The sequence below is a fragment of the Paenibacillus sp. DRB1-1 genome, assembly GCF_052119485.1.
In the GTDB taxonomy this organism is placed as follows: Bacteria; Bacillota; Bacilli; order Paenibacillales; family Paenibacillaceae; genus Paenibacillus; species Paenibacillus polymyxa_B.
Genome location: NZ_JBODQH010000001.1, coordinates 4878792 through 4892240, shown reverse-complemented (window position 1 = coordinate 4892240; position 13449 = coordinate 4878792). Strand labels below are relative to the sequence as shown.

10 protein-coding genes are annotated in these 13449 nt (G+C 43.4%); 2 read left to right on the top strand and 8 right to left on the bottom strand.

Annotation, left to right across the window (positions count from 1 at the left end; translation table 11 throughout):
• Positions 1-28: 28 nt before the first annotated feature.
• From ACQW03_RS21755 to adhE, 4 genes are all read right to left on the bottom strand, one after another.
• The gene (locus ACQW03_RS21755; RefSeq protein ID WP_441951695.1) at positions 29-2233 is read right to left on the bottom strand and encodes a copper amine oxidase N-terminal domain-containing protein; all 2205 of its coding nucleotides are present in this window, start codon (positions 2231-2233) and stop codon (positions 29-31) included.
• Between the two features lie 219 nt (positions 2234-2452).
• Positions 2453-3211 (bottom strand): pyruvate formate-lyase-activating protein, encoded by a 759-nt coding sequence (pflA, locus tag ACQW03_RS21750; protein ID WP_013310845.1) that lies wholly within the window; start codon positions 3209-3211, stop codon positions 2453-2455.
• A 51-nt stretch (positions 3212-3262) separates the two neighbouring features.
• Complete coding sequence (gene pflB, locus ACQW03_RS21745; protein WP_071641513.1) at positions 3263-5524, bottom strand: formate C-acetyltransferase; 2262 nt, start codon at positions 5522-5524, stop codon at positions 3263-3265.
• Between the two features lie 326 nt (positions 5525-5850).
• Positions 5851-8463: a bifunctional acetaldehyde-CoA/alcohol dehydrogenase gene (gene adhE, locus ACQW03_RS21740; RefSeq protein ID WP_071641515.1), complete on the bottom strand. Its 2613-nt coding sequence runs from the start codon at positions 8461-8463 to the stop codon at positions 5851-5853.
• A 258-nt stretch (positions 8464-8721) separates the two neighbouring features.
• Between adhE and ACQW03_RS21735 the strand changes: the two genes are divergently transcribed.
• Complete coding sequence (locus ACQW03_RS21735) at positions 8722-9438, top strand: Crp/Fnr family transcriptional regulator (RefSeq protein ID WP_013310849.1); 717 nt, start codon at positions 8722-8724, stop codon at positions 9436-9438.
• A 139-nt stretch (positions 9439-9577) separates the two neighbouring features.
• On the opposite strand, the gene ACQW03_RS21730 is transcribed toward ACQW03_RS21735, so the two are convergent.
• A complete protein-coding gene (locus tag ACQW03_RS21730) occupies positions 9578-10345 on the bottom strand; it encodes a DODA-type extradiol aromatic ring-opening family dioxygenase (protein WP_071641517.1) in 768 nt (255 codons plus the stop codon).
• A gap of 318 nt (positions 10346-10663) precedes the next feature.
• On the opposite strand from ACQW03_RS21730, the gene ACQW03_RS21725 reads away from it, so the two are divergent.
• Complete coding sequence (locus ACQW03_RS21725) at positions 10664-10963, top strand: hypothetical protein (RefSeq protein ID WP_233901737.1); 300 nt, start codon at positions 10664-10666, stop codon at positions 10961-10963.
• A 125-nt stretch (positions 10964-11088) separates the two neighbouring features.
• Here ACQW03_RS21725 and ACQW03_RS21720 read toward each other — a convergent pair whose 3' ends face one another.
• The 3 genes from ACQW03_RS21720 to ACQW03_RS21710 all read right to left on the bottom strand — a co-directional run bounded on the left by ACQW03_RS21720 (position 11089) and on the right by ACQW03_RS21710 (position 13400).
• The gene (locus ACQW03_RS21720) at positions 11089-11433 is read right to left on the bottom strand and encodes a winged helix-turn-helix transcriptional regulator (protein ID WP_071641521.1); all 345 of its coding nucleotides are present in this window, start codon (positions 11431-11433) and stop codon (positions 11089-11091) included.
• Positions 11434-11679: 246 nt separating this feature from the next.
• Complete coding sequence (locus ACQW03_RS21715; protein WP_076292991.1) at positions 11680-12411, bottom strand: ThuA domain-containing protein; 732 nt, start codon at positions 12409-12411, stop codon at positions 11680-11682.
• A 20-nt stretch (positions 12412-12431) separates the two neighbouring features.
• Positions 12432-13400, bottom strand: coding sequence for a sugar phosphate isomerase/epimerase family protein (locus ACQW03_RS21710; RefSeq protein WP_013310854.1), 969 nt, complete (start codon positions 13398-13400; stop codon positions 12432-12434).
• Positions 13401-13449: the final 49 nt, after the last annotated feature.

The window sequence follows — 13449 nt, the reverse complement described above, 5'->3', positions numbered from 1 at the left end:
GCCGGTAAACAGCACCGGTTAATTCATATTAATTTTTAATAGCTGGTAAAGGCATAACTACTACGGAAACCGGCAAGTTACTTCCTGCTGCAGCAGTGAAATACATCTCTACACTTTCCTCGATATGCCCTGTGCGATACAGCACACTCATCTCATTTGGAGCCCATACTGCGCCGTTCGTCGGGATACCCACAACCTGATTGTTTACCATCGCATAGCCAGAATATTCGCCCCCACGCGGGTTGAACGTAATCAGTGAATACGGCGCTACATGATCCAACTTAACTTTATATACAACACCAAAATTACCAGCATTGGAAGCAGAAGAGCCGTCCAGACCGTCCGTACCAATCAGGTTCGGGTCTACCTTATTATCACCAAGAACGATACGTTGAGCTGTTTTACCAACCTCTTCGGTATAATTGAGCGAGATATCCGCATTAGCGTACGTTCCACGGTTATGAATACCGTCCTTAGGCAGTTTTGCCAAAGTAGGCAATACGGTCAACGGATCTGCATTTGCATCTAACACAATAACCGTGTATTGAATAGGTTGATCCGTATATAAATCGGATAACAGAGAAATGACTTGTTTTTGTTTGATTTTTTGTGCGTTCAGATCCTGTAAAACAATGCGGCTTTCGCCAGGATTTAGAACTGTACTAGAACGCTTGCTTCCATCTTGCATGGATTGGAAGTATCGTTGAATCGAAACTTTACCTGCAGCCGTGGCAAATTCAGATGGTCCGGCAAAACCGGAATTTTCGACATTTATATTGGCAGGAGTGATATTGTTGTTAGTCGCAATCACGTACATCTTCACATCTCTACCCGTTTCATTAACATGATGGACGAGTATGCGTGTGCTGCCTGATCCGGTTTCCTGATACACGATACCATCCTGGAACACACGTTCCGGACTGTTAGCACGAATCAAAAGACGTGGTGAAGACGTGCTAGTTAATGGAATGGTAGCCATGGTAGGCACCTGACTGCCGTCTACTGTATATTTATCACCATATGGTGTGAAGATTTTATTAAAATCATCTTCGTTATACAGCAGTTCATTCGTAATTTTAATCGTTTCACTTTTGGTATCTGTTGCGCCGTGCTTATCAGTCACGGTGAGCGTAATTGTTACATCACCTGGTTGGAAGAAAGCAAGTTTCTTATTCTCCCAATCACGTTTAGTGATAGCATTCTCATCATCTGTACTCAGGTCGGTAATGGTGATTTTCTCACCCATCTTGTACTCTTTTTTATCAGTTGTAAACAGAGCCACTGGCGGCTGATTTGGTGGTCTTACTGTAAGTGTAACTGAGTAAGGATCACTCCAGTTCCCAGCAGAGTCAAGAACAGAATAGGTAACTACATATGTACCCGGCTCCTGGAATACGTCCTGCTTCCCTTCCCAACGTTGGTTCACAATCGGTAGACCTGTAGGAGAGGATTCCTTTGTCAAATACGTAACCTGGGTTTCGCCTGCATAGATATCTTTTTGTTGAACCGTAAAGGAAGCTTTAGGCTTCTGATTCAAATCCATGATAACTTGTTTAGTCGTATTATTCACAGTATAAGGAATATTTAAGGCCTGTGTAATCGAGGTCAATGGCACCATAAATACGTTCTTTTGCTGAAAAGCCGGTCCCTTCATTTGTCTGGCTTCACCGTTAACCGTATAAACCTTGCTGTCTGTTTTGAAGCGCATGACATTTGTTCCTTGTGTGATTACGGTTTCTTTGGTAGCAGTGTCATAACTAAACTGCAATCCGACACGGCTGACAAGAGAACGAATAGCTACATAGGAGACTCCGTCCTTAACAGTCATCGGCTGAGTTGCCGTATACACCTGTCCGTTTTGTTCCATTTTCGCACTGTTTAAATACAAAATCAGTTGATTAGCACCCATAGTTGTTGGAGCTCCACCAGGATTGGTGATCGTTCCGTCTCCACCGTATACATCATTGGACACGTTCGATCCGTTGTTGGTATCTGTAGGCAGACCAGTCAATGGATCATTAGATACGCCTGTGTTGTTTTGTGTGCCTGTTCCCTCTTGATCTCCGATACTATTCTGAACGCTGGAATCAGCAACATTGGTTTGAGCCTGCTGTGCGCTAACCGAATCGGTGGATTGAACGGTTGTTGATGCTGCTTCTGCTCCTACAGGGGCTACTGCAGCCACCTGAGCCACCGCAAGGGCGGTGAGCATGGTCCATTTCTTGAAATTCATTGTCTGTCTCCTTCTATCACCAAATTATTATCATTCCCGTAAAAAGTCATACTATTAGACGCGTCAGTTGTTAAAAAGTTTCTGGAAATTTTGCTGATCATGAAAAAAAGGGAACTTTCTCCTGTGACTGCAAAAAATTCAACAACAAAAAACCGCCGCCCATCTGACCTGATGTGGCGGCGGCTTCATTACTAGGAAATAGCTTTTGAACCATTTACATTATGATGGACGACAGACAGCATTCTTTCCTGCAGTCTCCAGACGACCCTCTTCAATGAGTCGGTAAGCACGTTGAACTTCTTCATCTGTAGGAGATGGAACTCCCTCCAGCGGATACTCCTTACCGAGCATTTCCCACTTGTAAACACCCATTTGATGGTAAGGCAAGATTTCGAATTTCTCGACTCCGTTCAACGTTCCGATAAACCGTCCCAAATTCAATAAATCTTGCTCGTCATCATGAATACCCGGTACAAATACGTGTCTAATCCACATTTTGCGCCCTTGCTCAGACAACCAGCGAGCCGTACTTAGCATACGGTCGTTAGACTTGCCTGTAAGCTTAATATGCTTGTCATTGTCAATATGCTTAATATCCAATAGCACCAAGTCTGTTACGTCCAGCAGTTCATGGATACGGCCCGCGTCATTAAAGCCGTTACTGTCCAGTGTCGTGTGCAAATTCCACCGACGTTTCACTTCTTTGAACAGCTCTGCGACAAAATGAGCTTGCAGCGTCGGTTCTCCACCAGATACGGTTAATCCGCCTCCTGAAGAACGGTAATAGGCTAAATACGGCTCAATCTCAGCCAATACCTCCTCCAACGTCATCGGATTACCTTCATTCAAGGCCCAAGTGTCCGGGTTATGGCAATATTGACATTTCAACAAGCATCCTTGCATAAAGAGCACGAAGCGGATGCCGGGACCATCGACGGTCCCGAAGGTTTCCAATGAGTGTATGTGACCTTTCAACATGTTGCATCATCCTTCCCGCATCCGCTATGCGTGCGTCATTGTAATACTTATTTACATTGTACCGTGGAAAGTACGGTTAATAACATCCAATTGTTGTTCACGAGTCAGCTTGATAAAGTTAACGGCATAGCCGGAAACACGAATCGTCAGCTGTGGATAGTTTTCTGGGTGTTCCATTGCATCCAACAGTTGTTCGCGAGCAAACACATTGACATTCAGATGATGTGCGTGGCTTCCAAAGTAGCCATCCATCATCGAAACAAGGTTTGTTTTGCGTGTTTCTTCTTCTTTACCCAGTGCTTTAGGCACGATGGAGAAGGTGTTCGAGATACCATCCAGACTGTGTTCATATGGCAATTTGGCTACGGAACTCAGAGATGCCAAAGCACCTTTTTTATCACGACCGTGCATTGGGTTTGCCCCTGGTGCAAACGGTTCGCCTGCTTTACGTCCATCCGGTGTTGTACCTGTTTTCTTACCGTAAACCACGTTGGAAGTAATAGTCAGTACAGATTGAGTAGGAACCGCATTACGATAAGCTTTATGCTTGCGAATCATGCTCATGAAGCTTTCTACCAGTTCCACAGCGATGTTATCTACACGGTCATCGTTGTTACCGTAGCAAGGGTATTCGCCTTCGATTTCAAAGTCAACAGCAATCCCTTTTTCGTTACGGATTGGTTTAACTTTTGCAAATTTAATGGCACTCAAGGAGTCGGTAGCAACTGACAGACCCGCAATACCACATGCCATGGTGCGGAGAATATCACGATCATGCAACGCCATTTCAATGCGTTCGTAGCTATATTTATCATGCATGTAGTGAATAACATTCAAAGTGTTCATGTACAGTTTTGCCAACCATTCCATCATAGGTTTGAAGCGGCTCAACACTTCTTCATATTCCAGAACTTCACCTGTAATGGCTGGGAATTCAGGCCCTACTTGGACGCCAGATTTTTCATCTTTACCACCGTTAATTGCATACAGCAGAGCTTTAGCCAAGTTGGCACGAGCACCAAAGAATTGCATTTGTTTACCGATTTTCATTGCCGATACACAACAAGCAATACCATAATCGTCTCCATAAATCGGACGCATCAGATCGTCATTCTCGTACTGAATGGAGCTAGTTTCAATAGAAACTTTCGCACAATATTTTTTGAAGCCTTCAGGCAATTTTTCCGACCACAGTACAGTCAGATTCGGCTCCGGTGCAGGTCCCAGATTGTAGAGGGTATGCAGGAAACGGAAGCTGTTTTTAGTTACCCGAGTTTCTCCAGTTACGGACATACCACCAATGGACTCAGTAACCCATGTTGGATCTCCACTGAACAGTTCATTATAGTCAGGTGTGCGCAAGAACTTAACAATACGCAATTTCATAACAAAATGATCGACCAGTTCTTGAGCTTGTTCTTCTGTCATTGTACCCTCTTCCATATCACGTTGAGAGTAAATATCAAGGAAGGAAGATACACGTCCTAAGGACATTGCTGCACCATTTTGTTCTTTGATTGCTGCAAGATATCCAAAATATACCCATTGGAAAGCTTCTTTCGCATTGTTAGCAGGTTTTGAGATATCAAAACCGTGTTCAGCAGCCATTTGTTTCAGTTCATTCAAAGCACGAATTTGTTCGGAAATTTCCTCACGCAGACGAATTACGTCTTCTTCCATGGAATCAACTTCAAGGCTTTTCAGTTGCATTTTTTTATCTTGGATCAAGAAGTCTGCACCATACAAAGCTACACGACGATAGTCACCGATAATACGACCACGACCGTATGCATCTGGCAGACCAGTAATGATACCAGCTTTACGAGCTGCTCTCATTTCATCTGTATAAGCGTCAAATACACCTTGGTTGTGAGTTTTACGAATATGAGTGAAGATATCAATGATACTTTCTGGTACTTCAAAACCATAGGCTTTGCAAGCGTCGATCATCATCCGAATTCCACCAAACGGCTGCAAAGAGCGTTTGAATGGAGCATCTGTTTGTACACCGACAATTTGCTCTTTATCCCGGTCCAGATAACCCGGCTTATGTGAAATAATAGTGGATGGCGTATTCACGTCTACATCAAGCACGCCGCCGTTTGCCAACTCTTTTTTGGTAAGATCGGATACAATATCCCACAATGCGGTTGTGTTGGCGGTAGGACCAACCAAAAATTCTTCATTGCCAACATAAGGTAAGATATTGGTTTCAATAAAATCGTTGACGTTGACTTCTTTAGTCCATTTGCCTTTTTTAAAACCTCTCCAGCCAGATTGTTGCTCTTGTAATTCTCTCTCAATCACCGACATGTAAATCCCTCCAAATTGTTTGGTCTTCCGGACTTGTGATTTTTTTCACGATAAAACTATTTCTTGAGCCCGGCCTGTTCACCGATGCCTTACGCTCAGTGTCGGGACCTTTCTTACACCCTTATTGTAGAATAATGATAGAGTGTAGTATGTGATAAAAATCACAATATGAGTGATTTTTATCACTTTATTTTCCCTAGCTGCGCGCCTATCCTTAGCCTTGCCGTTCACCTCCCTTCCCAAACCAACAGGCCCTCTATATAGAGAGCCTGCATCGGTATTGAACGAGAAAATGCTTTTTCACAAGCCTCTTCGTACCTATTATATTATTGATCAAAACGTCCGTAGAAGGCATTGCGATAGACATCAGCCAACTCAGTAACCAGTGGCAGTTTCGGATTCGCAGTTGTACATTGATCTTCAAATGCGCGGTCAGCCAGATAGTCTACACGTGATTCGAAATCCTTCGCATCGAAACCGATTTGTTGGAACGATTCCTCGATACCAAGTGTTTTGTTCATCTTACGGATCGCTTCGATCAAGCTGTTAACCCCTTCTTCGGTGGTGCGTGCAGGCAGTCCCAGTATGCGTGCAATTTCTGCATAACGCTCATCCGCAACAAAGTGCGAATATTTAGGGAACGAAGCAAATTTTGTCGGTTTTTTCGCATTATAGCGAATGACGTGCGGCAATAAAATGGCATTCGTGCGACCATGCGCTGTATGGTATTGTCCACCCCATTTATGTGCAAGACTGTGGTTAATACCCAAGAATGCATTAGCAAAAGCCATACCAGCAAGTGTAGAAGCATTATGCATTTTCTCACGAGCCAGTTTATCACCAGTCAGAGCCGATTGTTCTAGGTATTGGAATACCAATTGAATGGCTTTAATTGCCAGACCATCTGTGTAGTCATTAGCCATTACGGACACGTAAGCTTCGATAGCATGTGTCAGAACATCCATACCTGTGTCCGCTACAGCTGTTTTAGGCAGCGAATATACAAACACTGGGTCAATAATTGCCACATCAGGAGTCAGCTCATAGTCAGCCAGCGGATACTTCGTGTTACCCAGGTTTTTGTCCGTAATTACTGCAAACGATGTAACTTCGGAACCTGTACCCGAGGTTGTAGGGATAGCTACAAATTGTGCTTTTTGGCCCAAACGTGGATACTTGTAAATCCGTTTACGGATATCCATGAATTTTTGTTTTAAGTTATTGAAATCAGTATCTGGATATTCATAGAACATCCACATGCCTTTAGCGGCATCCATTGGCGAACCGCCGCCCAGTGCGATGATGCAATCCGGTTGGAAACGTCTCATCATTTCAGTACCACGTTCTACAGTAACTGTCGATGGATCTGGCTCTACTTCAGAGAACACTTCGATAGCTACTGGTGTTTGGCGTTGATGCAGATAATGAATAACACGATCTACATATCCCAGTTGTACCATCATAGGGTCCGTGATAATGGCTACACGTGTGATATCAGGCATTTTAGCAAGATACTGTGTCGAATTTTTCTCAAAATAGATTTTGGAAGGTACTTTGAACCATTGCATATTCACCGTCCGTTTCGCCACCCTTTTCACATTAATCAAATTGACTGCCGATACGTTCGACGAAGTCGAGTTACGACCGTACGAACCGCAACCGAGTGTCAACGAAGGAAGGTTGGTGTTGTAAATGTCGCCAATCGCACCATGTGTGGAAGGTGCATTTACAATGATACGTCCTGTTTGCAAACGGTTTGCAAACCGAGCGATAACGTCCTCATCGTTCGAATGAATAGCGGACGAGTGACCCATGCCCCCGAATTCCACGACTTCAGCAGCGCGTTGAATACCTTGTTCCGCATTTTTTACTTTATAGCAAGCCAATACAGGACTCAATTTTTCCGCAGACAATGGGAATTTTGTTCCTACCCCTTCAATCTCAGCGACTAAAATTTTAGTTCCTGCTGGTACTGTGATACCACTCATTTCAGCAATTTTCACAGCAGACTGCCCGACGATTGCTGGGTTCACTGCACATTTCTCGACATTCATAGCTCCTTGAGTGAGCTTAGCTGCTTCTTCTTTATTTACAAAATAGCAGCCGTTAGCGATCATCAATTTTTTCACTTGTTCGAAGATTGGCTCTTCGATAATAACCGCTTGCTCGGAAGCACAAATCATACCGTTGTCAAAAGATTTAGAGAGGATGAGATCGTTCACGGCCTGCTTGATGTCTGCTGTTTTTTCAATGAAGCAAGGCACGTTACCTGGGCCTACACCCAGAGCAGGTTTACCGCAGCTATATGCCGCCTTAACCATGCCTGATCCACCAGTTGCCAGAATCAGAGCCACATCCGGGTGATTCATGAGTGAATTTGTTTTATCCATCGATGGAGCTTCAATCCATTGAATACAATCAGCTGGAGCACCATGTTTGACGGCTGCTTCGAGCAAGACGCGGGCTGCTTCCGCACTACACGATTGAGCAGATGGATGGAAACCGAAAATGATTGGGTTACGTGTTTTAATGGCAATCAACGCTTTGAACATCGTAGTCGAAGTCGGGTTTGTCACTGGAGTGATCCCCATGATAATGCCGACTGGCTCTGCTATCTTTTGAAAACTGTCAAAATCATTGTCTTCAATGACACCGACGGTTTTTTCATTTTTGATACTATGATAGATATATTCTGTTGCAAACATGTTTTTGGTGATTTTGTCCTCGTACACACCGCGTCCTGTTTCTTCAACAGCCAACTTCGCCAGGTACATGTGTTTATCCATCCCTGCGAGTGCCATAGCTTGTACGATTTCGTCAATCTGTTCCTGATTCATACTCATGAAAGCTTGCTGTGCCCGGTTCCCCCGGTCAATCAGCGTTTGAATATACTGCTCTGCGCTTTGCTCTTTTTGGATAACCTCGTTTTTAACAGCCATTTCCCTCATCCTCCTGTTATCTCGTGTACTATCTCTTGTTCACGCACTGATCGTAACACAGCTTTTCAAGATATATTGTGATTTTTTTCACAATCTATTTAAAATTTTATTTTATGAAGTGAATTAAATCACAAAGTTTGGAATTCTGCCACTTTTACCCCCTCTTCTTGCCCCAAAAACGCATTGCGCAGGTATATAATGAATTTGAATTGATCAAGTTGCAGATAAAAAACATAGGATACAAAGGGGAAATGGACGATGAGAAACCCTACAAATGTAATGGAAGCCCGCGGCAACACCTGTTGCTTCTCGGAGGCCAGCTTCAACCGGTTGCAAGTGATGATGAAAGATCGAGTTATGCCTGAAAGCTCGCATCTGTTCTGGGAAGGAGATACAGCGGATAAGCTGTTTTATATTAAGCGCGGACGCGTGAAAGTAACCAAAACAACGGATGAGGGTAAGGAACTTATTCTATATATGTATCAAAGCGGCGATCTTGTTGGTCAAGCCGATCCATTTTTTGGGACTAAGCATTCCTTTTCTGCTGAGGTTCTGGAAGACAGTGATATTGGCGTAATCGATCATACGGATCTGGAATTGCTTATTTGCCAGCATTGTGATTTTGCGATTGATTTTATGAAATGGATGGGTTCGCATCATCGCATTACTCAGACTAAGTTCCGCGATTTGATGATGTACGGCAAGCCTGGCGCTTTATGTTCAACACTCATCCGTCTATGCAATACCTATGGTGAGCCTCACGGCGAACATATCCTGATTCATAAGAAAATTACTCATACTGACTTATCTAATATGATCGGTGCGACCCGGGAAAGCGTAAACCGGATGCTTAGTGATCTACGTAAGAAAAATGCAGTAGAATACGATAATGGCATGATTGTTGTCAAGGATTTGGAAATGCTGCAAGGCGTATGTCATTGTGAATTGTGTCCTCGTGAGATTTGCCGGATATAATAAATCGTTTTTTATGTAAAAGGGAGTGTTATAAGCCATTATAGCTTATAACACTCCCTAATTTATTTCTACTCCTCTACTTATACAGAAGCAGTTGCGAAGCATTTTAACACTAGTCTTTCTTCTGGCAACACACTTTTTAAAACTGTAAGCATAAATAACTTAAATTCCCCATCTCATAGCTTCTATGGATGACCTTGGCTTTGTTTGCAGGATTGCCACTCCCCATTGCAATAAACAACGGTACAAAGTGCTCTGCTCTTGGTACGGCCTGGCGAGCATACGGTGCTTCGCTTTCATAGTGATCCAAAGCCTCTATATCTCTACTTTGCACTTTTTCAATAATCCAATCATCAAAATCTATAGCCCAAGGTTCTGTTTTCGTTTCCCCCCATTTGACGATACGCAGATTATGAACAGTCACTCCACTGCCAATGACCAGAATATCCTGTTCTCCCAGTCCACGCAGCACTTCACCAATGGCATATTGTGCTTTGGGCGAAAGATATGGATTTACAGAGATCTGAACTACCGGAATGTCTGCCTCAGGATACATACGATGCAACAATGTCCAGGATCCATGATCCAGTCCCCTCACCCGGTCAGTTTGTACGTCAATGCCCTTTTGTTCATATAATTTTTCTAGCTTATTGGCCAGTTCCACAGAACCATGTGCTGGATATTTCACCGTGTACAGTTCCGGTGGGAAACCGCCAAAATCATAAATGGTATCGTACACGTCATCCATCGAACTGATCGTCAACGTTTGCGCTTCCCAATGAGCAGTAAAGATAACAACCGCTTTAGGGCGAATGCTTTTCCCCAGTTGCTCTAAAAATGAAGTATAGTCCGTCTGTTCAATAGCAAGCATCGGTGAGCCGTGGGCCAAAAATAAAGATGGCATCATATAAAGATCCCCTTATCATCATTAGTTTATTTTATTCATTAAGTAACTTTATGTAAGTTATAATACATAAGTAACAGAGTAATGTCAACACAGATTTCAACATACACTTAAAGATCAGAGGTTCCATAAATAAAGATTGATATAGGTATAAGGTCATAGTAATATGTAACTAATAAATTTTAAGATTTCACTATATTTCGATACAAAGGACTGGTTTCTATGGAGATACATACTTCTAATTGCCCAAAATGTGGTTCCGTTTTTCGTCAAAACCTTAGAAACCTGTGTAGTTCTTGTATTCAGGAAGAAAATATATTCTTGGACCGCTGTTCTAACTATCTATGGAAGCATCCTTCTACTCATACTCGCCAGCTCAGTGACGTAACCGGCACACCTATAGAATTGCTTACAGATTGGGTAAGAGCAGGCAAATTTCCCTCCACCTACAGTCAGCTTGATTATCCTTGTGAATCCTGCCGTTCCCCCATTTATGCAGGAAGACTATGCCATTCATGCTTGGGTACATTTCGTTCGGCCGCGCTGGATATTCAAACCCGTGTGCCCCGCCGTGCAACAGCAGGATTGTTCTCAGTTGCAGGGCGCATCAAAGGCTATTAAGCCGTGCTGCCTATGCACATCATTTCTGTAAAATGGATAAGTAGTCCTATACACAAAATAAAAAAACAGCCTTTTTCCTAGGAAAAGGCTGTTTTGCTATGAGAAACGCTTATTTAGTTTGGTGCTCATCTAATCCATTCCTCAGCCCAAAATTGAATCTGTTCCATAACCGGCTGAAGTGCACGGCCTTTGGTTGTTAGCTCGTATTCAATGCGGACAGGAGTTTCCGGATATACATGACGTGTAAGAATTCCTTCATTTTCCAAATCTTTCATCCGCTCTGATAACATTTTGTCACTCATTGTGGGAATTAGATTGGAAATATCCTTAAACCGCTTAGGACCGCTCATCATGGATTGAATAATTAATCCATTCCAACGCTTACCCAAACATGAAAAGGCGGTTTCAAAACGCGGACACATTTTTGCACATTGCGGTTGACTCTCCAAATTTTTCACCTTCTTTTGCATTTCGGTTTGATAAAGCTTTCCTTTTGTTAGTATATATCATTTTAGCATACTTTATCCCGAAAGAAAACACTTTCTTCTTAAATTAAATACCTGCGCTGATAAAGTTGCCATGACCAAAACTGATTATACAACAAACCAACACAGCAGGTATATGTCTAAATCGTTAAATACAAAAAGGCGGAATCCCAAGAGGTTCCGCCTATCAATCTGTTCATTATACAGCTCATCAAAATGTGATGATTGTCATTATACCAACACTCCACCGAGAGGTCTTACAGGTTCGCTTCTACCATATATTGGTTTGTTAATACTTGTCGGAGAAGTCCAACGAATGCTATTGGCGATAACTTTCAAAATATCAGGCTGGTAATAAGTCGGATAGGTCTCATGACCTGGGCGGAAATAGAATATCTTACCGCTACCTCGGCGGAAAGTACATCCGGTTCTAAATACTTCGCCGCCTTCAAAGTTACTAATAAATACCAATTCATCCGGCGCTGGTATATCAAAGAACTCGCCATACATCTCTTCCTGCTTCAACAAAATTTTGGCGTCTATGCCTTCTGCAATAGGATGTGACGGATTCACCGACCAAATAATCTCCTGTTCACCTGCCACCCTCCATTTCAGATCACAGCTAGTGCCCATTAGAGCTTTGAATGGTTTTGAAAAATGGCCCGAGTGCAGCACGATCAAGCCCATTCCTTCCTGCACTCGCTTTACAACACGCGCTGTAACTTCATCGCTCACCTGATCGTGGGCTTTATGCCCCCACCACAGCAGCACATCTGTGGAATTCAGGATCTCTTCTCCCAAACCATGCTCGGCATCATCACGAAGAGTAGCTGTTCGAATGGCAAATCCCTCTCCTGCCAGGCCGTCAGCCAACGCTTTGTGTATCCCGTCAGGATATATCTGTTTGGCTTCATCATTCAACTTTTCGTTCAAAAATTCATTCCAAATGGTGACGTTAATCATCAACATTTCCCCCTATTAAGTTAGACCCACCACATCTCGCTCAGCGGTTCTTCAATCAATACCTGGCGAAGATTGTGGACAGCCTTAGTAAAGCCTTCCTCCACGGACATCAGACCATCTTCATGCTCAATACTCACTACATAATCGTATCCCACCAGACGCAGAGCACTGATAATATCTGCCCAGGTTTTTACATCATGTCCATAACCCACAGTACGGAACTGCCAAGCGCGATCTAGCATTTTCGTATATTCCTGCATATCGGTAAGTCCATATTTATTTACATTGACCGGATCAATCGTCGTATCCTTGGCATGAAAATGGTGAATGGCTCCCTCTCGGCCCAAAATTTGAACCGCCTGCACTGGGTCAATTCCCTGCCACCACATATGGCTCGGATCCAGATTAGCACCAATGACCTCTCCCGCAGCTTCACGCAAACGAAGCAAGGTCGCTGGTGTATGAACGGAGAAGCCTCCGTGTAGCTCCAGCCCAATTTTAACATGATGATCTGCTGCAAATTTTCCCGTCTCAGTCCAGTAAGGAATAATTTTATTCTCCCATTGCCACTTCAACACTTCCTGAAAATCATTAGGCCACGGAGCCACAGGCCAGTTTGGATATTTCGCATCCTCATGATCACCCGGACAGCCAGAGAAAGTGTTCACAACTGGAACTTCCAGCTTTTCTGCCAATCGAACGGTTTTAAGAAACGTTTCATGATCAGCTTGGGCCAAATGCTTTTGCGGATGAAGAGGATTGCCGTGACAGCTAAGCGCACTAATCGTTAGTCCGCGGGACTCTACTGCCTTTTTAAAATTTTTGAGCGCTGTATCATTCTCCAGCAACTCATCCGGCTTACAATGCTTATCTCCTGGGTTGCCGCCTGTACCGATTTCTACAGCATCCAATCCTTGAGAAGCCACATAATCCAGCGCCTCCTCCAGCGAACGTCCGCCAAACAACACCATAAATACTCCAAGTTTCAAAAGAAATCCCTCCCTATATCATATGTGAAAAAAGCTGCTTTCATTATAA